24 protein-coding genes are annotated in these 25,538 nt (G+C 73.5%); 12 read left to right on the plus strand and 12 right to left on the minus strand.

All coding sequences use genetic code 11. From position 1 onward, the window contains the following. Positions 1-39 precede the first annotated feature (39 nt). Positions 40-465, minus strand: a complete 426-nt coding sequence (locus BM142_RS19205) for a VOC family protein (RefSeq protein WP_092202384.1) — start codon at positions 463-465, stop codon at positions 40-42. 5 nt (positions 466-470) lie between these two features. Beyond that, positions 471-938, minus strand: a complete 468-nt coding sequence (locus BM142_RS19210) for a helix-turn-helix transcriptional regulator (protein ID WP_092202246.1) — start codon at positions 936-938, stop codon at positions 471-473. Positions 939-1,059: 121 nt separating this feature from the next. Here BM142_RS19210 and BM142_RS19215 point away from each other — a divergent pair, with 121 nt between their 5' ends. From BM142_RS19215 to BM142_RS19230, 4 genes are all read left to right on the plus strand, one after another. Then, positions 1,060-1,554 carry a DUF2975 domain-containing protein gene (locus BM142_RS19215; RefSeq protein ID WP_092202248.1) on the plus strand — a complete coding sequence of 165 codons (495 nt, stop codon included), beginning with the start codon at positions 1,060-1,062 and terminating at the stop codon, positions 1,552-1,554. Next, positions 1,554-1,781 carry a helix-turn-helix domain-containing protein gene (locus BM142_RS19220; RefSeq protein WP_092202250.1) on the plus strand — a complete coding sequence of 76 codons (228 nt, stop codon included), beginning with the start codon at positions 1,554-1,556 and terminating at the stop codon, positions 1,779-1,781. The genes BM142_RS19215 and BM142_RS19220 overlap by 1 nt, the downstream gene beginning before the upstream one ends. Then, positions 1,778-2,911 (plus strand): NAD(P)/FAD-dependent oxidoreductase, encoded by a 1,134-nt coding sequence (locus tag BM142_RS19225; protein ID WP_092202252.1) that lies wholly within the window; start codon positions 1,778-1,780, stop codon positions 2,909-2,911. The genes BM142_RS19220 and BM142_RS19225 overlap by 4 nt, the downstream gene beginning before the upstream one ends. Before the next feature lie 298 nt (positions 2,912-3,209). After that, on the plus strand, positions 3,210-3,848 hold the full coding sequence (locus BM142_RS19230; protein WP_092202254.1) for a hypothetical protein: 639 nt from the start codon (positions 3,210-3,212) through the stop codon (positions 3,846-3,848). Positions 3,849-3,863: 15 nt separating this feature from the next. Here BM142_RS19230 and BM142_RS24915 read toward each other — a convergent pair whose 3' ends face one another. Continuing rightward, on the minus strand, positions 3,864-4,007 hold the full coding sequence (locus BM142_RS24915; protein ID WP_217640800.1) for a hypothetical protein: 144 nt from the start codon (positions 4,005-4,007) through the stop codon (positions 3,864-3,866). A gap of 170 nt (positions 4,008-4,177) precedes the next feature. On the opposite strand from BM142_RS24915, the gene BM142_RS19240 reads away from it, so the two are divergent. Both BM142_RS19240 and betT read left to right on the plus strand, forming a co-directional pair. Continuing rightward, complete coding sequence (locus tag BM142_RS19240; protein WP_139228951.1) at positions 4,178-6,841, plus strand: putative bifunctional diguanylate cyclase/phosphodiesterase; 2,664 nt, start codon at positions 4,178-4,180, stop codon at positions 6,839-6,841. Between the two features lie 142 nt (positions 6,842-6,983). Then, positions 6,984-8,993 (plus strand): choline BCCT transporter BetT, encoded by a 2,010-nt coding sequence (gene betT / locus BM142_RS19245; protein ID WP_092202385.1) that lies wholly within the window; start codon positions 6,984-6,986, stop codon positions 8,991-8,993. A gap of 21 nt (positions 8,994-9,014) precedes the next feature. Here the strand turns inward: betT and phaZ are convergent, their stop codons facing one another. The 5 genes from phaZ to BM142_RS19270 all read right to left on the minus strand — a co-directional run bounded on the left by phaZ (position 9,015) and on the right by BM142_RS19270 (position 15,143). Continuing rightward, positions 9,015-9,863: a poly(3-hydroxyalkanoate) depolymerase gene (phaZ, locus tag BM142_RS19250; RefSeq protein WP_092202260.1), complete on the minus strand. Its 849-nt coding sequence runs from the start codon at positions 9,861-9,863 to the stop codon at positions 9,015-9,017. Further along, positions 9,847-11,598 carry a PHA/PHB synthase family protein gene (locus BM142_RS19255; protein ID WP_092202262.1) on the minus strand — a complete coding sequence of 584 codons (1,752 nt, stop codon included), beginning with the start codon at positions 11,596-11,598 and terminating at the stop codon, positions 9,847-9,849. Before BM142_RS19255 ends, phaZ begins: the two co-directional genes overlap by 17 nt. 130 nt (positions 11,599-11,728) lie before the next feature. Then, complete coding sequence (locus tag BM142_RS19260) at positions 11,729-12,832, minus strand: lysylphosphatidylglycerol synthase transmembrane domain-containing protein (RefSeq protein ID WP_092202264.1); 1,104 nt, start codon at positions 12,830-12,832, stop codon at positions 11,729-11,731. After that, on the minus strand, positions 12,832-13,431 hold the full coding sequence (locus BM142_RS19265; protein WP_254791080.1) for a hypothetical protein: 600 nt from the start codon (positions 13,429-13,431) through the stop codon (positions 12,832-12,834). The genes BM142_RS19260 and BM142_RS19265 overlap by 1 nt, the downstream gene beginning before the upstream one ends. Continuing rightward, positions 13,428-15,143 (minus strand): phosphatase PAP2 family protein, encoded by a 1,716-nt coding sequence (locus tag BM142_RS19270; RefSeq protein WP_092202266.1) that lies wholly within the window; start codon positions 15,141-15,143, stop codon positions 13,428-13,430. Before BM142_RS19270 ends, BM142_RS19265 begins: the two co-directional genes overlap by 4 nt. A gap of 101 nt (positions 15,144-15,244) precedes the next feature. Here BM142_RS19270 and BM142_RS19275 point away from each other — a divergent pair, with 101 nt between their 5' ends. Genes BM142_RS19275 through BM142_RS19285 form a run of 3 tightly spaced genes read left to right on the plus strand, consistent with a single transcriptional unit; the run spans position 15,245 to position 17,468 of the window. Then, complete coding sequence (locus BM142_RS19275; protein WP_254791081.1) at positions 15,245-16,144, plus strand: ABC transporter substrate-binding protein; 900 nt, start codon at positions 15,245-15,247, stop codon at positions 16,142-16,144. A gap of 35 nt (positions 16,145-16,179) precedes the next feature. Then, positions 16,180-16,788 carry a TetR/AcrR family transcriptional regulator gene (locus BM142_RS19280; protein ID WP_092202270.1) on the plus strand — a complete coding sequence of 203 codons (609 nt, stop codon included), beginning with the start codon at positions 16,180-16,182 and terminating at the stop codon, positions 16,786-16,788. 8 nt (positions 16,789-16,796) lie between these two features. Next, positions 16,797-17,468: an enoyl-CoA hydratase-related protein gene (locus BM142_RS19285; RefSeq protein ID WP_092202272.1), complete on the plus strand. Its 672-nt coding sequence runs from the start codon at positions 16,797-16,799 to the stop codon at positions 17,466-17,468. 66 nt (positions 17,469-17,534) lie between these two features. Here the strand turns inward: BM142_RS19285 and BM142_RS19290 are convergent, their stop codons facing one another. From BM142_RS19290 to BM142_RS19300, 3 genes are all read right to left on the minus strand, one after another. Further along, complete coding sequence (locus tag BM142_RS19290; protein ID WP_092202274.1) at positions 17,535-18,713, minus strand: acyl-CoA dehydrogenase family protein; 1,179 nt, start codon at positions 18,711-18,713, stop codon at positions 17,535-17,537. A gap of 195 nt (positions 18,714-18,908) precedes the next feature. Next, positions 18,909-19,943, minus strand: coding sequence for a YihY/virulence factor BrkB family protein (locus BM142_RS19295; RefSeq protein ID WP_092202276.1), 1,035 nt, complete (start codon positions 19,941-19,943; stop codon positions 18,909-18,911). Positions 19,944-20,053: 110 nt separating this feature from the next. After that, a complete protein-coding gene (locus tag BM142_RS19300; protein WP_092202278.1) occupies positions 20,054-21,559 on the minus strand; it encodes an MFS transporter in 1,506 nt (501 codons plus the stop codon). Positions 21,560-21,753: 194 nt separating this feature from the next. Here BM142_RS19300 and BM142_RS24710 point away from each other — a divergent pair, with 194 nt between their 5' ends. Further along, the gene (locus BM142_RS24710; RefSeq protein WP_175527364.1) at positions 21,754-21,915 is read left to right on the plus strand and encodes a hypothetical protein; all 162 of its coding nucleotides are present in this window, start codon (positions 21,754-21,756) and stop codon (positions 21,913-21,915) included. Between the two features lie 95 nt (positions 21,916-22,010). On the opposite strand, the gene BM142_RS19305 is transcribed toward BM142_RS24710, so the two are convergent. Further along, positions 22,011-23,882, minus strand: coding sequence for an acyl-CoA dehydrogenase (locus BM142_RS19305; protein ID WP_092202280.1), 1,872 nt, complete (start codon positions 23,880-23,882; stop codon positions 22,011-22,013). Here BM142_RS19305 and BM142_RS19310 point away from each other — a divergent pair. Both BM142_RS19310 and BM142_RS19315 read left to right on the plus strand, forming a co-directional pair. Then, the gene (locus BM142_RS19310) at positions 23,881-24,357 is read left to right on the plus strand and encodes a hypothetical protein (protein WP_092202389.1); all 477 of its coding nucleotides are present in this window, start codon (positions 23,881-23,883) and stop codon (positions 24,355-24,357) included. The genes BM142_RS19305 and BM142_RS19310 overlap by 2 nt on opposite strands. Continuing rightward, the gene (locus BM142_RS19315; protein ID WP_092202282.1) at positions 24,354-25,529 is read left to right on the plus strand and encodes a zinc-dependent alcohol dehydrogenase; all 1,176 of its coding nucleotides are present in this window, start codon (positions 24,354-24,356) and stop codon (positions 25,527-25,529) included. Before BM142_RS19310 ends, BM142_RS19315 begins: the two co-directional genes overlap by 4 nt. The last annotated feature ends 9 nt before the right edge of the window (positions 25,530-25,538 follow it).

The following is a 25,538-nucleotide window of genomic DNA, read 5'->3' on the forward strand; positions in this document are numbered from 1 at the left end:
CCGGCTGGTTCGGCACCAGCTAGGACGTCCGGACGCCGCTCAACTGAGCTGTTGCATGCGGATCATGTTGCCCGCGGGGTCGCGGAAGGCGCAGTCGCGCACCCCGTACGGCTGGTCGGTGGGTTCCTGGACGACCTCGGCGCCGGCGGCCTCCAGCGTCGCGAAGGTGCCGTCGAGGTCGGGGGTGGCCAGGTTGACGCCGAAGAAGCTGCCCTTGGCCATCAGCTCGAGGATGGTGCGCTTGTCCTCGTCGGTGAGGCCCGGCGAGGCGGTCGGCGGGTGCAGGACGATGGCCGTGTCGGGCTGGCCGGCGGGGCCGACCGTGATCCAGCGCATCCCCTCGTACCCGACGTCGAGACGGACGTCGAAGCCGAGGACGTCGCGGTAGAAGGCCAGCGAGGCGTCCGGGTCGGTGTGCGGGAGGAAGCTCGAGTGGATGGTGATGTCCGTGCCGTTGGTGGTCATGCCGATCACGCTAGGGACGGCGCGGAGGTCGGGGCTTCTCCATTCCTGATCGATCGACGGGGCCTGACCGGTCGGGTCACCTGCTTGGCCACGCAGGGCGGCATCCCCACCGTCGCCCGGCCCTCCTGCCGCCGGTAGACGCTGGGCGGCATACCGACCAGCTCGGTGAAGCGGGTGCTGAACGTGCCCAGCGACGAGCAGCCGACGGCGAAGCAGACCTCGGTGACGCTCAGGTCCCCCCGCCGCAGCAGCGTCATGGCCCGTTCGATCCGCCGGGTCATCAGGTAGGCGTAGGGCGACTCGCCGTAGGCGGCCCGGAACTCGCGGCTGAGGTGCCCGGCGGACATGTGCGCACCGCGGGCCAGGGCCTCGACGTCCAGCGGCTGCGCATACTCGCGGTCGATCCGGTCGCGGACACCCCGCAGCCGCGCGAGATCCCGGAGACGCTGGTCGGCGGGGGACGTGCTGGTCACGCCGACGAGCCTGCCATGTCCGGCCGTGGGGCGGACCCGGTTTCCTCCGGCCGGGTCAGATATGCCGACTGTCGGCGTGTATCGATTGACATTCGATAGGCATCCCACGAGAGTCGATCGCATGACGCATCTGCGCCGAGTGGTGCTCCCGCTCCGGATCCTGCTCGGGATCGTGTTCGCCGGCCTCGTGGCCGCGCAGGTGTGGGCACTTCCCGAGCTGCTGCCCGACCTGGCCGAGCCGACGCCGGAGCGGTCGTTCATGCGGTGGACGATGCTCGTGGCCGCGGTCCTGGCGCTCGTGTGCGTCCAGGTGGTCCTCGTGTGCACCTGGAAGCTGCTCACGCTGGTCACCGACGACCGCATCTTCAGCGCCGGCGCCATGCCGTGGGTGAACGGCATCGTGCGGGCCGTCGTCGTCGGCTGGGGAATGCTCCTGGGCACCTTCGTCTGCGCCTACTACTTCATCGTCGACGAGGTCAGCGACGACCCGGTGCTGCCGGCGCTCCTGCTCCTCTCCCTCCTGGTCGGCGCGGTGATCGGCCTGCTCGTCGTGGTGCTCCGGGCGCTGCTCCGGCAGGCGACGACCCTGCGGGCCGACATGGAGGCGGTCATCTGATGCCCATCGTCGTGCGGATCGACGTGGAGCTGGCCAGACGCAAGATGAGCGTGGGGGAGTTCGCGGAACGGGTCGGGCTCACCCCGGCGAACGTCGCCGTGCTCAAGAACGGCCGGGCCAAGGCCGTGCGGTTCGCCACCCTGGAGGCCATGTGCCGGGTGCTCGAGTGCCAGCCCGGCGACCTGCTGGAGTGGGTCCCCGACGAGGCCGTCGCGGCGAACCGGTGACCCGGGACGCGGAACTCGTCGACGTGCTCGTCGTGGGCGCCGGTCTCGCCGGGCTGCACACCGCCACGCTGCTCGCCCGCGGCGGGCACGACGTGCTCCTGGCCGAGCGCCGCCCGGCGCTCACCGGTGCCGTCCGCACCACCGGCATCTTCGTCCGCAAGACGCTGGACGACTTCCCGCTCCCCCCGGACTGCCTCGGGCCGGCCATCCGCCGCGTGGTGCTCTACCCGCCGTCGCTGCGCCGCCCGGTGACCCTGGACAGCGACCGCGACGAGTACCGGGTGGGGGACATGGGGCCGCTGTACGCCGCGTCGGCGCGCGCCGCGGTCCGCGCCGGCGTGCGGATGGAACTGGGCACCCGCTACGTCGGCCGGCGGGCCGACGTCTACGCGCTGGAGGGGCCGGCCGGGCCGCGGCGGATCCGCGCCCGGTACGTCGTCGGGGCCGACGGGGCCCGTTCGGGCGTGGCCCGCGACCTCGCGCTGGACCGCAACGACCACCTGCTGGTCGGTGCCGAGGAGGTCTTCGCCGTCCCCGCCGGCACGGAGGTCCCGGCGTTCCACTGCGTGCTCGACCCGAGCCTCGCGCCGGGCTACCTGGCCTGGGTGGTCAACGACGGGCAGCACGCGCACGTCGGCGTGGCCGGCTATCCCCGGCGGTTCCCCGAGGGCCTCCGGCGGGCCGTGGCGAGGTTCGGTGCGACGGCCCCCGGCCTGGCCGGCGTGCAGCGGCCCGCCGAGGTGGAACGCCGCGGCGGCCCCATCCCGGTCGGTGGTCTCCTGCGCCGCATCGGCTGCCCGCGGGGGCTGCTGGTGGGGGATGCCGCGGGCGCGGTTTCCCCGCTCACGGCCGGCGGCCTCGATCCGTGCCTGCGATTGTCGGAGCACGCCGCGGAGGTCCTGGACGAGGCCCTGCGGTCCGGTCGGGCGGCCGCTCTGGACCGCTACGACGGAGCGGCCCTGCGCACCTCCTTCCGGGGACGGCTCGCACTGCGCCACGGGCTGGCGCAGGTCCGTACACCCGCGGTCGCGACGGCGGCCTTCGCGCTGCTGAGGACCCCCGTCGGCCGGGCCGCGGCGCGCCGCGTCCTGTTCGGCGACCGTTCCTTCCCGAGCCCCGCGCGGTCCTGACCCCGAGGCGCCGACACGCCGCTCGCGGCGACGCGGGACGGGGGTCATCGGCGGTGTCCGGGGCAGCGCCACGCTCGACGGGGCCGGACCTGTCGACATGTTCCCCGGTGCGGCAGCGGGTCACCGTGCGGCGTCGATGGCTTCGACAACGATTCGGGAACGCGGCGTACCCGGCCGGTCGCGGCTGGTCGTCCACCCGCCCGCCGGGACCTACCGTGTGAGGACACCGCGCACATGGATGGGCGCGGTGGCCGGTGCACTTCCCCAGCGCCGGCCACGTTCCAGGGAGTGGTCGTTCGTGAATGCTGCGTCCAGCAGTGGAGTTGTCGTCGGCGGTGCCGTCCGCCAGGGCTGGTGGCTGGTCGACGAGGAGGCCGGATCCGGCCGGATCGTCGCCGGGCCGTACCCCGACCGTGCCGACGCGGTGTGGGCGGCCGATGCGCTCGAGAACCCGTCGCACGAGGAGCCGGCGCACCAGGGCCAGGTCCGGCCGGTCTACGGCGTGCGCCGGCCCGACGGAGGTCTGGGCCGGCGCCCCTCGCCGCAGGACTGGGCGTGGCTGGGCCACCTCGGTGAGCAGCTCGACCGGCTGCCGGAGGACTGGGACGCCGGATTCCCCGACGACGACCCGCTCGCGACCTTCGTCGTCGAGGTCACGGCCGCCCTGGCGGAGGCGGGCCTGCAGCTGCACGAGCCCACCGGCGACGGTCGCGCGGTCGGCGGGGTCTGCCTGAGCCCGGAGCCGGGGCTCGGCGGGATCGTGCTCACCTGGCGCCAGCACGACCGGATGAGCGTCGAGCAGCTGCCCGGCTCCGCGGCGCAGGAGCTGGTGCAGCAGGTGATGAACCGGGCGCTGGCCGACGTCCTGCGCCTGCGGGGGTTCGAGGTCGGCGAGTTCGCGGGCGGCACCGCGCACGTGGTGCGCCCCGCCGCCTGAGGGCGCGCCCTCGGGTCAGCGCGTCCCGGTGCCCGACCGGCCGGCGGCCGGCGGCACCGCCAGGGGGCGACGGCCCCGCAGCCGGCCCGGCAGGCGCGGCCGGTCCGCGGACGGGAACGCGGTGCTCGGGTGGTCGGGGCGGGCGGGCAGATGGGTCATCGTCGTCTCCTCGGTGCTGCGCTGGATGCCGAGGATCGACCAGGGGTCTGACAGTTCGGCGCGCGCGGGCTGGGAAGTGCCTGGCAGCGCCACCCCGGACACGTCACCCGCACGGGGTGGGCCGGGTCTCAAGGCGTGCGGGCACGTGCCGATACGAGAACGTGCGGATCATGAGGCGGACGAACGGCGGCCGACGGCGCGGGGTGCCGTTGTGGCGGTACCTGGCCGCCCTGGTGCTGCTGCCGCTGATCGGCGTCGTCGTCCTCGCCACCGCCGCCGCCCAGGCACGGGCCACCGAGGCAGCCAGCGCGGAGCGCGCCGAGGAGGCGGTCCGGATCCTCGCCCTGCTCGACGCCGCCCGGAGCGGCGCGGAGCAGGAGATGGTCCCCATCCTCTCGCTCCGCGTCATCGAGGACCCGGCGATCGCCAGCGCGCTCGGCCTGCCCGAGTTCCTCCTCCTCGCGCAGCGCCAGGCGGCACAGGACGAGGCCGAGCGGGCGCGGGCCCTCACCGACCGTGCGCTGAGCCAGATCCCGCCGGGGTCGATCGGCGGGCCGGCCGCCGAGCGGGCAGAGGCCGATCTGACGGCGCTCCGCGCGGAGGGCGACGCCGGCGCCCTGGACATCGAGGCCCTGTACCTGCGATTCCTCACCGTCTCGACCGACCTGATGACCGCGCAGAAGGCCACGGCGGCCGCCGCCACGGCCGAGGGCGTCCCCGGGCCCACCCTGCGAGCCATCCGCGACGTGCAGACGATCGCCCAGCTCACCCAGTCCGCGAGCCGCCAGATGCCCCTCTTCCTGGGCTCGTTGCTCGTCGGCGGCGGGGGCAACCTGGTCGGCTCGACGACCGCCTGGCAGACCGCCTGGCTCGACTACACCGACGCGCAGCGCCAGATGGACGACCTCTCCTCGGAGTCGCTCCAGGAGGCGTGGCGGGAGGTGCGTAGCTCCGACCTCGTCACCCGGGTGGACGGGGTGTTGTCCAGCGGTGTGGACGGAGGTGGTGCGACCCGGCTCGCGCTCCCGGAGATCGCCTCCCTGCTCTTCCAGAGCCAGGAGCGCAGCACCATGCTCGCCGAGCTCGTCGCCACGGCCGTGGACGAGGCGCAGACGCTGGTCTCCGCCGACCGCGAGCGGGCCAACGACCGCCTGCAGTCCGTCCTCGTCCTGGGCGCCGGCCTGCTCGCCGCGTCGGTGCTCGGGGCGCTCCTGCTCGGCCGCAGCGTCGCCCGGGCGCTGCGCCTCCTGGCCGGCCAGGCCACCCAGATCAGCCAGGGCTCGCTGGTCGAGGTCGAGGTCGCCGGCCCGCGCGAGGTGCGCACCGTGTCGGCGGCGCTCGGGTCCGCCGTGGCCGGGCTGCGCCGCATCCAGGACCAGGCCCAGGCGGTGGCCCGCGGCGACCTGGACAACGCCCTGCTCGACCAGCCGCTCCCCGGTCCGCTGGGCGAGGTCGTGCACGCGTCGGTGCGGGAGATCGTGCACTCGGTCCGGCAGCGCGAGGAGCTCCAGTTCGCCCTCGCGCACCAGGCCACCCACGACCCGCTGACCGAGCTGCCCAACCGGGCGCAGGCGGTCACCCTCGTGACGTCCGCGCTGCACCGGGGCCGTCGTTCCGGGGAGATGACCGGCCTGCTGTTCGTCGACCTGGACGGGTTCAAGGCGGTCAACGACGCGCACGGGCACGCGGCCGGCGACGAGGTGCTGCGCGAGGTGGCCCGCCGGTTGCGCGCCGCCGTGCGGCCCGGGGACGTGGTCTGCCGGCTCGGCGGCGACGAATTCGTCGTGCTGGTGGAGCCGGTGCACAGCGAGCACGACCTGCTCGACCTCGCCGACCGGCTGATCGGGTCGGTCAGCGAGCCCATCACCGTCGCCCGCACCCCTGTGCGCATCGGCGCGAGCATCGGGGTGGCGGTCAGCCGCGACGGCAGCACCGACGCCGACGTGCTGTTCGCCGAGGCCGACACCGCGGCGTACCGCGCCAAGGCCCACGGCCGGGGCCGGGCGGAGATCTTCGACGAGACCTTGCGGCTGCAGCTCACCGAACGCGCGGAGCTGGAGGCGGCGATCGCCCACGGCCTGGCGCACGGCGAGATGCAGCTGCACTACCAGCCGGTCATCGACGTGGCCTCCGACCGCCTCACCGGCTACGAGGCCCTGGTGCGGTGGCAGCGGCCGGGCCACGGGATGGTCCCGCCGGACCGGTTCATCCCGGTGGCCGAGGGCTCCCGCCTCATCGGTGACGTGGACCGCTGGGTGCTGCACGAGGCCACCCGGCAGCTCGCGCAGTGGCGCACGGAGTGCCCGGCCCGACCGGGGGAGCCCGGGCCGACGGTCGCGGTCAACATCTCCGGACGGCACCTCGCCGACCGGCGCGTGGTGGGTGACGTCGCCGACGCGCTGGCCGCGTCCGGGCTGCCGGCCCGGCTGCTCGTCCTGGAGGTCACCGAGACGGTGCTGGTCGACGACCCGGTCGCCTTCGACCACCTCTCCGAGCTCCGCGCGATGGGCGTCAGCATCGCCATCGACGACTTCGGGACCGGCTACACCTCGATCGGCCAGCTGCGGGACATGCCCGTGGACACGCTCAAGATCGACCGGAGCTTCGTCGGGTCCGCCGAGCCGGCGCACCGCGAGCTCGTGGCGCTGATGATCCGGGCGGCGCACACCTTCGGCCTGACCGTCGTCGCCGAGGGGGTCGAGGAGCCCGAGCAGCTGGAGCGGCTCCGGTCGCAGGCCTGCGACCAGGCCCAGGGATACCTGCTCCACCGCCCGATGCCCGCGGCCGAGGCCGGGGCGCTGCTCGGCCGCACCGAGGCGGTCGGCCCGGTGTAACCGGGGGGCGAACGCCCCGGCCGACGGCCCGGGCGCCGGTCGGCGGCGCGCCCGACGCGACCGGATGTGCCACGATCCGCACGGTGAACGGGTTCCCGAGGTCGTGGTCAGCGCTCCGCACCGTCCCGGCGGGCGGGCGGGGATGAGCGATCCGGGAGCCCGGCCGGCCGGCACCGAGCCCGCGGCCGGCGGCCGGGTGAAGCCGCGGGTGCTCTACGGGTCGGTCGCCGGCGTCCTCGTCGTGGCGTTCTGGGCGATGCTCAGCCCGACGTCGGCGGCGGAGACCATCGGCTCGCTGGTGGGCTGGACGTCGGAGTGGTTCGGCTGGTTCTACATCGCGTTCGCGACCGCCGTCCTCGTCTTCGTCCTGGGCATCGCCTTCTCCCGGTACGGGCGGGTCAAGCTCGGCCCGGAGCACTCCACCCCGCGGTTCGGCACCTTCGCGTGGGCGGCCATGCTCTTCGCTGCCGGCATCGGCACCGACCTCATGTTCTTCGCCGTCGCCGAGCCGGTGACCCAGTACCTCGCCCCTCCGGTCGGCGAGGGCGAGACGGTGCAGGCCGCCCGCGAGGCCACCGTGTGGACGCTGTTCCACTACGGCATCAGCGGCTGGGGGATGTACGCGCTGATGGGGATGGCGCTGGCCTGCTTCGCCTACCGGATGAACATGCCCCTGGCCGTGCGGTCGGTGCTCTACCCGGTGTTCGGCCGGCGGGTGCACGGTGCGCTGGGCGACGGCGTCGACATCGCGGCCGTCCTCGGCACCATCTTCGGCGTCGCCACCTCGCTGGGCATCGGCGTCGTCCAGCTGAACTACGGGCTGGCCGTGCTCTTCGGCATCCCCGAGGGCCGGGCCGCGCAGATCGGGCTGATCGCGCTGGCCGTGCTCGTGGCCACGGTCTCCGCGGTCAGCGGGGTCGACCGGGGGATCAAGCGGCTCTCCCAGCTCAACGTCCTCCTGGCGCTGGGGCTGGCGGGCTTCGTGCTCGTCACCGGGAACACCGCGTTCCTGCTCAACGGGCTGGTGCTCAACGTCGGCGACTTCGTGAGCAGCTTCCCCGAGCTGACGATGCAGACCTTCGCCTTCGACCCGCCGGAGGGGTGGCTCAGCAGCTGGACGCTGTTCTTCTGGGCCTGGTGGATCGCCTGGGCATCGTTCGTCGGGCTGTTCCTGGCCCGGATCTCCCGCGGCCGGACGATCCGCCAGTTCGTCGTCGGCACGCTGCTCATCCCGTTCAGCTACATCCTGATGTGGGTGTCGATCTTCGGGAACAGCGCCATCGACCGGATCCGGCAGGGGGACGCGGCCTTCGGGGAGACGGCCATGAACACCCCCGAGCGCGGCTTCTACACGCTGCTGATGGACTACCCGGCCTTCCCCGTCGTCGCCTCGATCGCCACCTTCGTCGGGCTGCTCTTCTACGTGACGTCCGCCGACTCGGGGGCGCTGGTCATGGCCAACCTGTCCTCGCGGCTCCGGCGACCGCAGGACGACGCGGACGCCCGGGTCCGGATCCTGTGGGCCGTGGCCACCGGCGTCCTCACCGCGGCGATGCTCCTGGTCGGTGGCGTGCCGGCGCTGCAGAGCGCGACGATCATCATGGGACTGCCGTTCGGGTTCGTCATGGTGCTGGTCATGGTCGGGCTCTACCGCGCGCTGCGCAGCGAGGCCGACCACGCCGGCAGCCGGCACCGGGTGGGCGCCTCACGCCGGCCGGCGGCCCGCCGCCGGGCCCGGCTGCGACGGCGCCGGGAACCGTTGCCCACCGGCCGGGAGAGGGCCGACGAGTACCTGCACGAGACCGCCCGGCCGGCGCTGAAGGAGGTGGCGGCCGAGCTGCGGGCGCGGGGGCTGTCCTCCGAGGCGCGGTGGGTCGTCGACGACCTCGGCGGTGCCTACGTCGAGCTCACGGCGGAGGCCGACGGGGACGCGCCGTTCCGCTACCGCATCCAGACCCGGGAGCCGGCCCGGCGCGGGCCCGGCACCCACGCGCCGGTGGACGCGGGCGACGCCCGGCTGGACGTGCACGTGCAGCCCGGCAGCCGGGACGCCGCCGGCTACGACGTCATGAACTACACGCACGCCCAGCTGATCGACGACGTCCTGGAGGCCTACGAGCGGCACGTCGGGATCCGGACCGGGCGCGGCTGAGCGACCGGGCGGGACCGGCGGTCAGCCGTCCAGGAACCCCTCGATCACCGGTGCCAGCTCGTGCGCCTCGGTGATGAGGGCGATGTGCCCGCCGTCGTACACGTGCAGCTGCGCGTCCGGGATGAGCCGGGCCATGATCCGCGCGTTGACCACCGGGATGATCGGGTCGTCGTCCCCGGCCACGACCAGCGTGGGCTGCCGGATCAGGCGGAGGAAGGGCAGGCTGCTCCACCCGGTGCTGGCGGCCAGCTGGTAGTAGTAGCCGCGCCGCGGGCCCAGCCGGGACGCCGAGTGCAGCGCCCGTGCGGCCCGGTCGGGATCGGCGCGCATCGTGCCGCCGTAGATCTCCCCGGCGATGCTCCGGGCGTACCCGGGGTCGCGGTGCCGGCGGGGGGTGAGCATCCTCGCCAGCACCCGGGGGTGGGCGGGAACCATCAGGGAGCCGGTCCCGGTGGCGGCCAGGACCAGCCGGCGGACCCGTCTGCGGTGCTGGACGGCGACGTGCTGCGCCAGGCCGCCGCCCCAGGACAGCCCCAGGACGTCGACCGGGTCGTCGAAGCCCAGCCGGCCGAGCATGCCGGTCACCACGGGGCCGAACGTCGGCAGGTTGTAGGGGACGACCGGTCGGGGCGAGCCGCCCACGCCCGGCACGTCGAAGCGGATCACGCTGCGCTTGCGGTCGAGGGCGTCGACGAAAGGCTGCAGCACCTCGAGGCTGGCGCCGATGCCGTTCATCAGCAGCAGGGCCGGGACGGACGGATCCGTCCCGTGCCGTACCGAGACCCGCAGGGTGCGCCGGCCCACGGTCACCGTGCGGACGACGTCCGCGCGCCCGGGGGCGGGCGGCTCCGGGCTACTTGTCGAAGACATAGGTACCGGGTGCGTCGGCCAGCTCCTCGAGGTCCCCGGCCGCCGGTGGGGCGATCTCGTCGCCGGACCGCTCGCCCAGCCAGCTCATGAAGTCCGGCCACCAGGAGCCCTGCACCGTCTCGGCCCGCGCCAGCCACTCCTGCGGGTCGGCGGGGGTGTCCGAGGCGACCTGGAAGGTGGACTTCGGGTTCCCCGGCGGGTTCACCAGCGAGGCGATGTGCCCGCTGGTGGACAGGATGAACCGGTTGTCGCCGCCGAGGAGCTGGGTCGACCGGTAGCAGGCCTGCCAGGGGCAGAGGTGGTCGGCGATCCCGGCGGTGATGTAGGAGTCGACGGGAACCGTCGAGAGGTCCACCGGCGTGCCCAGCATCGTCGCCTTGCCCGGCTCGGTGAGCGCGTTGCCGACGGCGATGTCGATGAAGTCCCGGTGCAGGGCGGCGGTCATCCGGGTCGTGTCGGCGTTCCAGAACAGGATGTCGAAGTTCGGCGGCGGCTTGCCCTGCAGGTAGTTGTTGACCCAGTAGTTCCAGATCAGGTCGTTGGGGCGCAGCCAGGCGAAGACCTCGGCCAGCTGGGCGCCGTCGAGGTACCCCTTCCGCCGCGACTTCTCCGTCGAGGCGTTGACCGCCTCCTCGTCCATGAGCGCGGAGATGGTGCCGGCACGCGACCAGTCGAGCACGGTGACCGCGTAGCTCGCCGCGGCCACCCGGTCCTGCTGCCCGATGGCCGCCAGGTGGGCCAGCACCATCGCGGTGATGATCCCGCCGGAGCAGAAGGCCTGCAGGGCCACCCGCTCGCTGCCCGAGGCCCGCTCGACGGCGTCCATCGCATCGATGATCGCCTGCCCGTAGGTGTCCAGGCCCCACTCGGCGTGCCGCTCGTCGGGATTGCGCCACGACATCATGAACACCTGCTGGCCGCTGTTCACGTAGTGCTCGACGATGCTGCGGCCCGGCGCGAGATCGGCGATGTAGTACTTGTTGATCGTCGGCGGGACCATGAGCAGCGGCACCTCGCGGACGGTCTCCGTCGTCGGGGTGTACCGGATGAGCTCGAAGACCGGCGTCCGGAACACCACCGTCCCCGGGGTCGACGCGAGGTCCTCGCCCACGGTGAACGCGTCCGGCTCCACCATCGACGGCACGCGCGGCGGGTTGGCCAGGTCGCGGACCATGCGGCCGACCCCCTTCAGCGCGCTGATGCCGCCCGTGTCGATGGCCGCCTTGAGCGACAGGGGGTTGACCACCGGGACGTTGCTGGGGGCCAGCGCGTCGACCAGGTTGGTCGCGGTGAACCGGATCCGCTCGTCGTCCTGCCAGTCCAGGCCGGCGTCCTCGATCAGCTCCCAGGCGGCCCGGGCAGCGGCGAGGTGGGTCTGCATCGCCCGGCGCAGCAGCGGGTTCCCGGTCCAGGCGGGGTCGGCGAACCGCTTGTCCTTCTTGCCGGGCGCCAGCTCCGAACGGCCCAGGGTGATCAGGCCGAGCTCCCGGGCCAGCTCGCCGCCGCGGCGGGCGAGCGTGCCGGGCTGCCGGGCCAGGCTGGTGCCGAACCGCAGTGCGGTCCCGGCCGGCGGTACGAGGCGGCGCAGCGGGCCGCGGGCGGCGTCGACGAGCACCATGTCCAGGCCGGTGGCCCCCTCGACGGCCTCCTCCGGGGGGTCGGCCGGGCGCTCGGGTGCCGCCTTCGGCGGGCTCTTCTTCTCGGGTGCTGCCGGATCGGTCGCGGGCTGGGCCATCGACGAGTTCTCCTTCGAGCGCTGCGCTGCGCCGGGCGCGCTCGGGGACGGCAGGCGCGCCGTTCCCCCCAGCGCAGGTGTGACGCCCTTCACTGAACCACAGCACCCCGAACCCGGCAGACCGGGTGGCTCAGGCCGTCTCGGGCACCAGATCGGTGCGCGGCGCGGTGTTGGGGGCGCGCCGCCACGAGTGGTTCCGCCGCCAGAAGACGTACGTGCCCAGGCCGACCGGGATGGGCAGCACGAAGGTGAGCGCCCGGTAGATCAGCACGGCCGCCGCGACGTCCGCCCGGGCCCCGTCGGCCGCGGCGAGCCCGGTGATCAGCGCCAGCTCGATGACCCCGAGGCCGCCGGGGGTGAACGGGATCGCCGTCAGCAGCCGGGCGAAGGCGAAGACGGCGAGCGCCTCGGCGAGCGACACCTCCTCGGCGCCCACCCCGACGGAACGCAGGGCCAGCACGAGGACCAGGAACAGCGAGAGATGGCTGACCAGCGTGGCCAGGGTGATCACGTGCCACCGGGCGCGCAGCAGCAGCACGGTCCGCGCCCGGAACTTGGTGGTGGCCCGGTCCCATCCGCTCACCGGACCCCGGCCGAGCACCCGCCGCAGCGCCGTCGCGGCCCCGGCGGCGCCGGTGCCGATCCGGGCCGCCGCGGCCTCGCTGCGCAGCAGCAGACCGAGGACGACGACGACCGCGACGAGCGCCGCGACCCCCAGCAGCCCGGCGACCAGCCGGCCGGTGGTCGGTGGTGCGGTGAACGCGAGCAGCACCAGGGCGACCACCGGCAGCCCCAGCTTGGCGAAGTTGTTCCACAGCCCCGAGACCAGCAGGGAGACCGAGGTGCGGGACCGGGAGAACCCCCACGAGGAGTTCATGGCGTAGGTGAGCCCGAGCGCGATCGCGGCCCCGCCCACCACCGTGTTGGACACCGCGGTCGCCGTCTCGGTGGCGACGGTGGCCTGCCGGAACGTCAGTCCGGGCGTCGTCGTCATGACCAGGAACTGGTAGGTGGCGAGGTTCCACACCGCCGCTCCCAGCAGGAGGGTCACCTCCGCCCACGTCATCGCGCGGATCGACGTCCAGACGGCCGAGACGCTGGTGAACTGCGGGAGGAACCAGGCGAAGACGGCGACGACGAGCGCGAGCGAGAGCAGCGGTCCCAGCCATCGCCGCCAGCCGGCGCGGCGGGCACGGGGGACGTCGGCCTCGGGAGGCGACCCCACGGCGGTCATCAGTCGCCCCCTCCGGTGGCGGGTGGGTCCAGGTCGAGCCGGCCACCGCTCTTCTCGTGCACCAGCGCCTGCAGCTCCGCGCGGGGGACGGCGCCCAGGCCCTGGGTGGCGACCGCCAGTGGTTCGCCGCGGTTCTCGCCGGACAGGGTGAAGACGACGGTGACGCACCCGCCCTCGAACAGGTAGTAGCGGCGCCCCACGTACTGCGGGCTGACCTGGGTGACGCGTTCCAGCCGGCGCATCCCGTCCCGGTCGCTGGGGATCTCCGTCGCCCCCTCGGTGTCGCAGGACTCGGTCAGCCGCACCTCGATGGCCCGCATGCCGTCGCGGTCGGAGTCCAGCCAGAAGCGGGCCGAGCCGCGGTCGACGTCCACGTCGGAGAGGTGCCAGCCCAGCGGCATCCCCTCCAGGCAGGGGACCCAGGACGCGCTGGGCACCGCCTGCGCCATGAGGACCACGCCGTTGGACGGCGTCCCGTCGTCGCCCTCCGCGCAGGCCACGAGCCTGCTGCCGAACGGGTCCGCGCCGGCGCAGCCCGAGAGCATGAACAGGCCGAGGACGGCCGGCAGCACCGGCCGCCACGGGCGGGCGCGGCTCACAGCGGTGATCCGAGGACGGTGACGCTCATCGCGCCCACGACGACGACGGCGGCCAGTGTCACGAGCGTCAGCCCGAACCGGCGCCAGGTCCACCGCTGGATGCGGACGGGGGGTAGCCGGAAGGGCAGCAGGCGCAGGAAGTCCGCGTGCAGGTCGCGCCCCTGCTGGCGCAGCATCCGGCGCAGCTGGGTGGGCATGGTGAGCCCGCGGGTCGCGGCGAACGCCTCGGCGATCTCCTCGTCGGAGAACTGCAGCCGCGCCCGGCGGTAGACCCGCTGGGCGTCGGTCCGCAGCGCCAGCACCAGCATCATGTTGGCCAGGTCGACCGCCTGCCGCCACGGGCTGGGGCGCACCTCGGCGAAGGCGGAGTCGATCACGAACAGCGTGCCGGTGCGCACCAGCAGGTTGGCCGGCTTGATGTCCCGGTGGGCCATGCCGATGTCCCACATCCGGCGGACGACCGACAGGCCCTGGTCGATGACCGAGTCGTCGATCTCGGCCTCTCCGGCCTCCTTGGCGCCGGAGATGAACTCGGTGACCAGCAGGTACTCCCGCTCCGGGGTGATCTCCACGATCCCGAGGGGATGGGGGACCGGCAGCCCGGCGTCGGAGAGCAGCCGCAGGATGTAGTCCTCGTACTGGACCAGCCGGCGCACGGTGTGGAAGGGCTTCTCGTCCTCCAGCCGCCCGTACAGCAGTGTCCGGCCCAGCTTGTACCAGCGGTCGGAGCGCACGTGGGTGGCCGCGTAGAGCTTGCCGAAGATGCAGCTCTCCTCGCCCTCGGCGGCGGGCGCGGCCTTCACCGAGATCTTGAGCGGGGTCGACCCGCCCGACCCGGACAACCCGAACGGGACGACCTCGGTGGCCAGCACGCCCAGCTGGTCGTGCAGGGCGCGGACGATGGCCTCGCCGCGCTCCCCGGAGACGTCCAGGTGCGCGGGCCGGGCCCGGGTGTAGCGGACCGGGTAGACGGCGTTGGGCGTCAGGAGCCGGAACGCCGCGAGCGGGACGGCGACGCCCAGCACGATGCCCGCGAGGATGCCGGTGGGGTGGTCCTGCGCGAGGTAGATCCGGGACGCGGCGGTGATCGCCAGCAGCCCGCCCACCGCCCACTTGCCGCGGGTGCGCCACCGCCCCGGGGGGACCAGGGCGTACACCGTGCTCAGCAGGAACGCGGCCAGCACGGTCATCGGCAGCGAGGGCATCGAGAAGCTGGACCAGTCGCCGATGATCTCCACCTCGAAGGGGCGGGGCCGCTGAAGGGTGATGGCGAGGAACGCGCCCACGTTGGCCACCAGCAGGCCGACGCCCAGCCACACGAACAGGTGCCGCCACCGCCGGAAGACCGCGAGCAGGACGAGGTTGCTCAGCCACAGCACGTGGATCGCCTCGTCCGTCGCCAGGATCCCGGCGGCCTCGGCGACCTCGGTCAGCCCGGGGGAGCGCAGCTCGCTGACCGCCTGCAGGATCCGGGTGTCCACGACGTCGAAGACGGTGATCGTGCCGGTGACGACGACCACCGCCCACACGACCAGGACGACGCCGCTGAGGCCGAGCCAGAACCGGCCCGAGGCGTTGAGGGCCCGGGGCAGCGGCGGCGGTTCACCCGACGGGCGGCGCCGGCTGCGGACGCGGGCGATCGCCGGGGGAGCCGGGCGCGGGACCGGGCCCGGGCGCCCCGGTCCCGGCGGGGCCTGCGGCAGGGACGCCATGTCGGCAGATGGTGCACCGCGAAGCGGGTCGGGGCCATCCCCTTTCGCCTCCCCGCGGCGCTACGGTGACCCCGCCCGCCCCGCGAGAGGGGATACGCGTCGTGCGACATCGTCCGGCCGCCCTGCTCGGGGTGGTTCTGCTCCTCCTGCTCGCGGCGTGCGAGCGGGGGCCGGCGGCGACCACGAGCCCGACGGGCACCATCCGGTTCGCCTCCTACGACTTCCAGGAGAACCAGATCCTGGTGGAGGTCTACGCCGAGGCCGTCCGCCGCGCGGGCCTGCCGGTCACCGTGCAGCACGGCGTCGGCACCCGCGAGGTCGTGGCCCCGGCGCTGCAGCAGGACGTGGTGGACGTCGTCGTCGACTACCTCGGGACCGCGACGATGTTCGCCCGCCCGGCCTTCCCCGATCTGCCCGAGACGCCGGAGGGCATGCACGCGGTCCTGTCCCGGACCCTCGGGGGGCGCGGTGTCCTCGTGCTCGACGCCGCGCGGGCCGAGGACCAGAACGGGTTCGCCGTCACCACCGCCTTCGCTGCGGAGCACGACGTGGGCCGGCTGTCCGAGCTGGTGCCGCTCGCCCCGGAGCTGGCCTTCGGTGGCCCGCCCGAGTGCCCCGACCGGCCGCTCTGCCTGCCCGGGCTGGCGGAGGTCTACGGGCTCGAGTTCGCCGAGGTGCTGGCCATGCCGTCCCGGGCCGCCACGGTCGAGGCGCTGCTCGCCGGCTCCATCCAGGTCGGCCTGCTGGAGACGACCGACGCCCGGCTGGCGGTGGCGCCGGTGATGCTGCTGGTGGACGACCTGGGGCTGCAGCCGCGGGAGAACGTCGTGCCCATGGTGCGCACCGAGGTGGTCGACCGGTTCGGGCCCCGGCTGGTGGAGGCCCTCGACGCGACCAGTGCGCTGCTGACCACCGGTGACCTGGTGCAGCTCAACCGCGCGGTGGAACTGGACGGGCTGAGCCCGGAGGAGGCGGCGCGGCGGTGGTGGGGCACCGGGTGAGCGACCGGTAATGGAGCACGTGCTCTACTACTGGTATGGCTCGTCCACGGCTCCACCCGCCCGGCGCGCTGCTGGACGCCGCGGAGGAGCTGGTCATCGAGCGGGGCCGGGCCAACCTCACCGTGCGGGCACTGGCCGGCCGGGCCGGGGTGCCGAACGGCAGCATCTACCACGCGTTCGGATCGGTGGATGACGTCGTCGCGCGGACCTGGCTGCACCGCGCCCGGCAGTTCCTCGAGGTGCAGCGGACGGCCGTCGAGGCGGAGCTGGACGCGGGCGATCCCGTGGCGGCGGTCCGGGCCGCCGCGGACTCGCCCGCCCGGCTGCACGCCATCGAGCCCTCCGCCGCCCGGCTGCTCACCGAGCTCCGGCGGGACGACCTGCTGACCGACGGCGTGCCCGAGGCGGTGGTCGCCGACCTGCGCGGCCTCGACCGGGACCTGGCCGCGGTGCTGCGCCGGCTCGCCCGCGCGGTGTGGGACCGCACCGACCGGGCGGCGGTGGACGTGGTCACCATCTGCGTGGTCCAGCTCCCGGCGGCGCTGGTCCTCCCCGAGATCCGCGCCGGCCGGGTGCAGCCCCTCACCCGCCGGCGACTGGCGGCCGCCGTCGGCGCCGTCCTCGACTGCCCGCTCGACCCCTAGGAGATCCCGTGCCCCTGCTCGACCGCTCCGGTGACGTCTTCCTGCTCGACCTCGGCGACACCGAGAACCGCTTCTCGCCCGACTGGCTCGCCGCGGTGGAGGCGGCGCTGGACGAGGTGGAGGGTGCCGAGGGCCCCCGCGCGCTGGTCACCGCCGCCACGGGCAAGTTCTTCTCGAACGGGCTGGACCTCGACTGGCTGTTCGCGCACGCCGACCAGCACGAGGACTACGTCCTGCGGGTGCACGAGCTGCTGGCCCGCGTGCTCGCCCTCCCGGTGATCACCGTCGCGGCGCTGCAGGGGCACGTCTTCGCCGCCGGCGCGATGCTTTCCCTCACCCACGACCTGCGCGTCATGCGTGCCGACCGCGGCTTCTGGTGCCTGCCCGAGGCCGACATCGGCATCCCGTTCACCCGCGGGATGTCCGCCCTGATCCAGGCGCGGCTGACCCCGCAGACCGCGCACGTCGCGATGACGACGGGTCGCCGCTACGGCGGGGAGGAGGCCGCGGCGGCGGGCATCGTCGACCGTGCCGTCGACGAGCAGGCCGTGCGGGCGACGGCCGTGGAGCTGGCCGGCTCGCTGGCCGGCAAGGCGGGCGACACCCTCGGCACCATCAAGGCCCGCATGTACGCCCCCGCCCTGGCCGCCCTCCGCGACCGCACGGACCCACGGAACTGATTCCTGTGGCCCCGCTGCAGGGGCCCGCCGCGAGCGTGCGAGTGGTGGGGGGCAGCGGGGTCCTTTTCAGACGATCGCGCCGACGCCGGTGATCGCCCGGCCCACGATGAGGGTGTTCACCTCGCGGGTGCCCTCGTAGGAGTAGATGGCCTCGGCGTCGGCGACGAACCGGCCCACGTCGTGCTCCAGCAGGATGCCGTTGCCGCCCATCAGCTCGCGGGCCCAGCCGACGGTCTCCCGCATGCGCACCGTGCTCACGGCCTTGGCCAGCGAGGCCTGCTCGTCGGTCATCCGGCCGGCGTCCTGCAGCTGGGAGAGCCGCATGCACAGGGCCGCCGACGCGGTGATGTTTCCCAGCATCCGCACGAGCAGGTCCTGCACCAGCTGGAAGCTCGCGATCGGCTTGCCGAACTGGGTGCGCTCGCCGGCGTAGCGCAGCGCGTGCTCGTAGGCGCCGCGGGCACACCCCACCGCCGACCAGGCGACCCCGGCGCGAGTCGTCCTCAGCACCTTGGCGGTGTCCTTGAAGCCGTTGGCCTCCTGCAGCCGGTTCTCCTCCGGGACCCGCACGTCCTCCAGCGTGATGACGGCGTTCTGCACCGCCCGCAGGGCGATCTTGTCCTCGAGGTCGACGGCGGACATGCCTTCGGTGCCCTGCTCGACGACGAAGCCGAGCACCCGCTGGGTGTCGACGTCCTGGGCCCAGATGATCACGAGGTCGGCGAAGCTCCCGTTGCCGATCCACTTCTTCTGCCCGTTGAGCACCCACGCGTCCCCGTCGCGGCGGGCCGTCGTCCGCAGGCCGCGGGCGACGTCGGAGCCCGAGTCGGGCTCGGTGAGCCCGAAGGCGCCGATGAGCTCCATGCGCGCCATGGCCGGTAGCCAGCGCTCCTTCTGCTCCTCCGAGGCGCACAGGTGCATCGAGCCCATGGCCAGGCCGCCGTGCACCCCCATGAAGGTGGAGACCGACGGGTCGCCGCGCGAGAGCTCCATGGCGATCATGCCGTCGAGCAGGGCCGACTTGCCGGGCGAGCCGTAGCCGGAGAACTGCGTGCCGGCGATCCCGAGCTCCGCGAGCCCGGGGATGATCTGGCGGGGGAACTCCGCGCGGGTCCAGTACTCGTTGATGATCGGCTGGACCTCGGTGTCCATGAAGGCGCGGACCCGGTGCAGCAGCGCCCGGTCCTCCTCGTCGAGGAGTGCCTCGAGGTCGTAGAAGTCCGACGTCGCTGTCGCTTCGGTCACCGCTGCCCCCTACCCGCGGAGCAGGAGACCTCAACCGGCAGGTGAGCGGCCGCCGACCCGACCTCGCGGTACGGCAGCCGTCCGCTCCGTCCACCGCGCGGTCGGCCGCGGCACGGCGAGGACGGTGGGCCGACGACGCGCGTCGGCCCCCTCCCGGACGGGAAGGGGGCCGACGCGCGTGCGGTGGTGCGGCGGTTACGTCGTCTTCTGGTCCTTGGGGTCGGAGCGGGCGTCGAGCTGGATCTCCTTGTCCGCCCGCGGCACGCCCTCCTTCAGCTCCTTGGTCCGCTCCATCTCGGCGTCCAGCTCGATGCCGAAGAGCAGGGCCAGGTTGATCAGCCAGAACCAGATCAGGAAGATCACCACGCCGGCCAGCGCACCGTAGGTGGCGTTGTAGCTGCCGAAGTTGGCCACGTAGAAGGCGAACAGCGCCGAGGCGACGACGGCCACCAGGATGGCGACGCCGGCGCCGGGGCTCACGAACTTGAAGCCGCGCAGCTTCACGTTGGGGGTCGTGTAGTAGAGCACCGCGATCATGAGCGCCAGGACGACGAGGATGACCGGCCACTTCGCCCAGGTCCACACCGTGAGCACGGTGTCGCCGAGGCCGATGGCCTGACCGATGGCGTCCACGACCGGGCCGCTGAGCACCAGCATGGCCACGATGAGCGCGGCGAACAGGATGCCGACCAGCGTGATGAGCAGCTGCAGGGGCTTGAGCTTCCAGATCTTGCGGCCTTCGGGCGTCTCGTAGACGACGTTCGCCGCGCGGGTGAACGCGCCCACGTAGCCCGACGCCGTCCACAGGGCACCGGCGAGACCGAGCACGAGGGCGAAGCCGGCGGTGCTGTTGTTCCCCGCGACCTGGTCGATCACCGGCCCGAGGGTCTCCGCCGCGGACTGGGGGACGACCGCGGTGAGCGCATCGGTGAGCTGCTGCGGGGTGGTGAAGATGCCCACGATCGCCGCCAGCGCGGTCAGGGCGGGGAACAGCGCCAGCACGCCGTAGTAGGTGAGCGCGGCGGCCCAGTCGGTGAGGTCGTCCTCGCTGAACTCCGACGCCGTGCGCTTGAGGGTGCCGCCGGTGGTCGGCTTCGGGTTGGCGCCCGTGGGCGCGTAGTCGGCGCGGGTGCCGCTGATCTTGTCGTTCTCGGGCGCGGGGTCGCCGGCCTGGTTGTCCGAGAAGCGCGTCTCGGCTGCGCGGCTCGAGGAGCCTGTCGATCGAGCCATGGAAGTCCTCCGTCGGGCGTGGCGGGGCGGAAGTGTTCCCGCTCTGGATGCCCCGGACGATCCTGTTCCATGCCGTGCGCGCCGGTAACGGTCCGGTCGCGCCGCTGACCTCAGCGGATGCCGGACACCGGTGACCACTCGCCCGCCCGGGCGGTGGCCTCCTCCACTCGGCGGAGCGGATCGGCCCGGCGTCCGGTGCCGCCGCGGCGGTCGGCCACCATGCCGATGGCGGCCACCAGCACGACCACCAGCGTGGCCAGCGCCCCGACGAGTGCGACCCCGGTGAAGGCGCCGGCCCCCGGGTACCCGGTGCCGGCGTCGTAGCTGGCGGCGATCAGGGTCACCGCCACCGTGCTGCCCAGCGCCTGGCCCACCGCCCGCGCGATGGAGTTCACCGCGTTCGCCACGCCGGTCTCGTCCTCGTGCACGGCCTGCACGACCAGGGCCGGGAGCGCCGCGTAGGCGATCGTCACCGACAGCTGGGTGAGCACCCCGGCGACGACGACCAGCCACGGCTCGCCGCGCAGGAAGGCCAGCAGCAGGAATCCCGTGACGCCGGTGGCCGCCCCGGCGAGCAGCGTCGGCAGCGCCCCGACCCGGCTGACCACCGTGCCGGCGACCGGCGCGACCAGGATCCCCGCGACGCCTCCGGGCAGCAGGTAGACCACCGATGCCTCGAGCACGGTGGCGCCGAAGCCGTATCCGGTGACCTCCTCCGGGACCTGCACGTACTGCAGCAGCGCGAGGAACGAGGTGAACAGGGCGACCCCGCTCATCAGCCCGGCGATGTTGGGCACGATGGTGCGCCGGTCGGCGAGCATCGCCGGGCGCACGAGCGGCTGCGCCGTCCGTCGCTGGAGGACCACCCAACCGGCCATGACCACGGCCGAGCCGGTCAGGCAGCCGAGGACGCCGGGTGACGACCAGCCCCACGCGTTGCCCTGCGAGAGCGGCAGGAGGAGCAGCACGAGCCCGATCCCCAGGACCAGCGCCCCCCACCAGTCCACCCGGCCGGTGCCGGAGGACGGCCGGCGCGGCAGGACCCGGGCGGCGAGCGCGAGGGAGAGGAGGGTGACGGCCAGCCCGATCCAGAACGGCCGCCGGTAGTCCCCGCCGTTCCCGACCAGCAGGCCCGTGGCCACGAGGCCGGCGACCCCGCCGACCGCCAGGGTGCTGCTGACGATCGCCATGGCCACGCCGAGGCGCCGCTCGGGCAGCTCGCGACGCAGCACGCTGATCGAGAGCGGGAAGAGGCCGTACGAGGCGCCCTGCAGGATGCGACCGACCAGCAGCAGCGGCAGCGACGTCGTGACGACGGCGAGCAGCGTGCCCAGTGCGACGGCCACCAGGATGCCGAGGATGACCGGGCGCTCGCCCCGCAGGTCGCCGAGCCGGCCGAGGGCGGGGGTCAGCACGGCCGCGGCCAGCAGGTTGGCCGTCAGCACCCAGCCGGCTGCGCCGGGGGACACGTCCAGCTGGTCCTCGATCGTGCCGAGGACGGGGACGACGAGGCTCTGCAGCAGCGAGAGCGTGGTGACCCCGAGGGAGAGCGCGAGGACGAGCAGGCCGGGTCGGACGGGAGTGCCCGGTACGGGTGGCGGGGAGGACCGGGGCACCCGTCGATCAGACCACGCCGTCGCCCCGCTCAAGTTGGGCGAGACAACGACCGATGACCGTGAAGCTGGTCACACTCCGTCAGGTGATGTATCGGATTCGACGATTGAGACCTCGTCGGACGGGGGACACAGCGTCCGACGACGTGCGCCGCCCCTGTCCCGGCGGCGCATCCGACTGCAGGGGGAGAACGAGAATGATGTTGTGGCCGGCCGTGACCCTGATCGGGTTCCTGGTTCTGACGGCCCTGGTGATCGCGATGGGCACCCGCTCCACCGCCCGGTACGAGGCCGAGCGCGCCCAGACCGTCGAGCGTCCGCGGCACGGCTCCGCCGAGCCGGTGCGCGCCGCGGCGTAGTCGCCGTCCCGCAGGCACCACCCCGGCGAGACCGCCGGACCACCGAAGCCCCGCTGCTCCGCCCGGAGCGAGCGGGGCTCGGTCGTCTCCGGGGCTCAGAGCACGTGCGGCGGCGTGTCCAGGACGGTGCGGTCGAGCGACTCCAGCAGGTCGAAGCGGTGGCCCACCCGCGGCAGCTCCCACCGCCAGAAGTACCGGGCGGCCCGGCGCTTGCCCTCGTGGAAGTCGCTGGTCGACCCCTCGCAGGCGAGCGCCTGCTCCAGCCACAGCCAGGCGACGACGATGTGCCCCGCCGCCTCCAGGTAGACGTGCGAGTTGGCCAGGGCCAGGTCCGGGTCGCCGGTTCCCCAGAGCGCCGCGGTGACCGCGCCCATGCGGGCCACGGCGGCGTCCAGGTCCGCGGCGAAACCCGCCCACTCCGTGCCGGCCGCCCGGCGGGTGGTCGAGGTGATCGTCTTCCCGAGCAGGGCCAGCCCGGCGCCGCCCTGCATGACCACCTTGCGGCCCAGCAGGTCCAGCGACTGGATGCCCTGGGTGCCCTCGTGGATGGGGTTGAGCCGGTTGTCCCGGTAGAACTGCTCGACCGGGTAGTCGCGGGTGTACCCGTACCCGCCGTGCACCTGAATGGCGAGGTCGTTGGCCACCAGGCCCCACTGCGAGGGCCACGCCTTGGCGACCGGGGTCAGCATGTCCAGCAGCAGGTGGGCGCGCTCCCGCTCCTCCGGCGTCTCCGCCGTCTGCTCCTCGTCGACCAGGCGGGCGCAGTACAGCCCCAGCGCCATGCCGCCCTCGACGTAGGACTTGGCGGCCAGCAGCATCCGGCGGACGTCGGTGTGCTCGACGATCGGCACCATGGGAGACGCCGGGTCCTTGGCCCCGGCCGGGCGGCCCTGCGTGCGGGTGCGGGCGTACTCCAGCGCGTGCAGGTAGCCGGTGTAGCCGAGCACCGTCGCGCCGACCCCGACGCCGATCCGCGCCTCGTTCATCATGTGGAACATGTAGGTCAGGCCGCGGTGCGGCTCGCCCACGAGGTGGCCCACCGCGCCGGCCTGCCCACCAGGCGTGTGCACGCCCTCGCCGAAGTTCAGCAGCGTGTTCGTCGTCCCGCGGTAGCCCATCTTGTGGTTCAGGCCGGCGAGGACGACGTCGTTGCGCTCGCCCAGCGACCCGTCGGGGTTCACCAGGAACTTCGGCACGATGAACAGCGAGATGCCCTTCACGCCGGGCGGTCCGCCGGGGATCTTGGCCAGCACGAGGTGGACGATGTTCTCGGTCAGCTCGTGGTCGCCGCCGGAGATCCACATCTTGTTGCCGGTCAGCCGGTAGCTGCCGTCGTCCTGCGGCACGGCCCTGGTGGTGATGTCGGCCAGCGACGACCCCGCCTGCGGCTCCGACAGCGCCATGGTGCCGAACCAGCGCCCCTCGAGCTCGGGGCGCACGTAGGTGTCGATCTGCTCCTGGGTGCCGTGGGCGAGGAGCAGCCGGGCGTTGCCCATGGTGAGGAACGGGTAGGCCGACGTCCCGACGTTGGCCGCCTTGAACCAGGCGAACACCGCCTGCCCGACGGTGTGCGGCAGCTGCATGCCGCCGTACTCCTCGTCGAAGGACCCGGCCATGAGCCCGGCGTCGGTGAACACCTCCAGCGCCTTGGCCACCTCGGGGATGAGCACCGCCTGGCCGTCGACCATGTGCGGTTCGTTCTCGTCCGCGGTCCGGTTGTGCGGCGCGAAGTGGTCGGTCGCGATCTGCTCGGCCAGGTCCATCGCCGCGTCGAACGTCTCGCGGGAGTGCTCGGCGAACCGCGGCCGCTTGGTCAGCGATTCGACGTCGAGCCACTCGTGCAGCAGGAAGTCCAGGTCGCGGCGGGACAGGATCAACGACGGCGTCGGCACGCACCAAGCGTAGGCCGGTTCGTCCCGCCGGACGGCGGGGTAGGTGGCCCCCACCGTCGTCGAGAGGAACGCCATGGCCACGTCGTCCCTGCTGTCCCGGATCTCCGAGGTGGCCTCGAGCGCCGGGGGCGCGCTGCTCGGCCGCGCGCAGAGCCTGCGTCTCCCGGGGGTGGGGACTGCGTCGGCCAAGGATTCACCGGAGGTCGCCGCCCGCCGATGGCGTGCGGTCACCGTGCTCACCGACCGGATCGGCACCGGGCCGGATCTCCCGGCGCCGCTGGCGGCCTTCGGGGACCGCATCGAGGTGCGGACGACGCCGGCTCCCGCCGGCAAGGGCACCGAGCTGGCCGCCCGCTTCACCGCCCCCGCAGATGCGACCGACGAGCGGGTCGGGAAACTTCGGGAGGCGCTGAGGCAGGCCAAGCAGCTGATCGAGACGGGCGAGGTGCTGCGCATCGAGCCCCAGCCCGAGGGGCGGCGTCCGGAGACCCCGCAGGGACGCGTCCTGGAGGGTGCCGCGGCCCGGGCCCCGAAGGAGGGCGTGCTGTGAAGGCCCTGACCTGGACCGGTGTCAACCAGCTGTCCGTGGAGGACGTCGCCGAACCCACGCTGCTCAACGGCCACGACGTGATCGTCAAGGTGCGGCGGACGACGACCTGCGGGTCGGACCTGCACCTGCTGAGCGGCTACATCCCGTTCATGCGGGCCGGCGACGTGATCGGCCACGAGTTCATGGGCGAGATCGTCGAGGTGGGCCCGGCGGTACGGCACCGCGCCGTCGGTGACCGGGTGGTCGTCTCCTCCTTCGTCGCCTGCGGCTCGTGCTGGTACTGCGCGCAGGAGCTGTACTCCCTGTGCGACAACGCGAATCCGAACCCGGGGATCACCGAGGGCCTCTGGGGGCAGGCGATCGGCGGGTGCCTTGGCTACTCGCATGCCGTCGGTGGCTACGCCGGCAGCCACGCGGAGTACATCCGCGTGCCGTACGGCGACGGCAGCACGTTCGTGGTGCCCGACGGCGTGTCCGACGACCGGGCGCTCTTCGCCTCCGACGCCGCGCCCACCGCCTTCACCGGTGTGGACCTGGCCGGCGTGCGGCCGGGCGACACGGTGGCCGTGTGGGGGGCCGGAGGCGTGGGCCAGCTGGCGGCGCGGATCTCCGAACTGGTCGGCGCCGAGAGGGTGGTCGTGATCGACCGGCTGCCGGACCGCCTCCAGCAGGTGCGGGAGGTCATCGGCGCGGAGACGATCGACTACACGAGCACCGACGTCGCCGCCGAGCTGCGCGAGCTGACCGGGGGGCGAGGGCCCGACGTGTGCATCGAGGCGGTCGGCATGGAGGCGCACAGCCCGGGCCCGCAGGGGGTCTACGACCAGGTCAAGCAGCAGCTGCGGCTGCAGACCGATCGGCCGACCGCCGTCCGGGAGGCGATCATGTCCTGCCGCAAGGGGGGCAGCGTGTTCGTGCTCGGGGTCTTCGCGGAGATGGTGGACAAGTTCCCGCTCGGCGCGCTGATGAACAAGAGCCTGCGGTTCGGCGGGGCGCAGGTGCACGGCCCGCGGTACATCCCGCGGATCCTCGAGCACATGGCGGCGGGTGCCCTCGTCACCGAGCACCTCGCCACGCACGTGATGCCGCTCGACGAGGCCCCGCACGGCTACGAGCTGTTCAAGGAGAAGCAGGACGGCTGCGTGCGGGCCGTCTTCACCCCGAACGGCTGACGCCGTCGA

The organism is Blastococcus tunisiensis (genome assembly GCF_900112815.1).
Classification (GTDB): domain Bacteria; phylum Actinomycetota; class Actinomycetes; order Mycobacteriales; family Geodermatophilaceae; genus Blastococcus_B; species Blastococcus_B tunisiensis.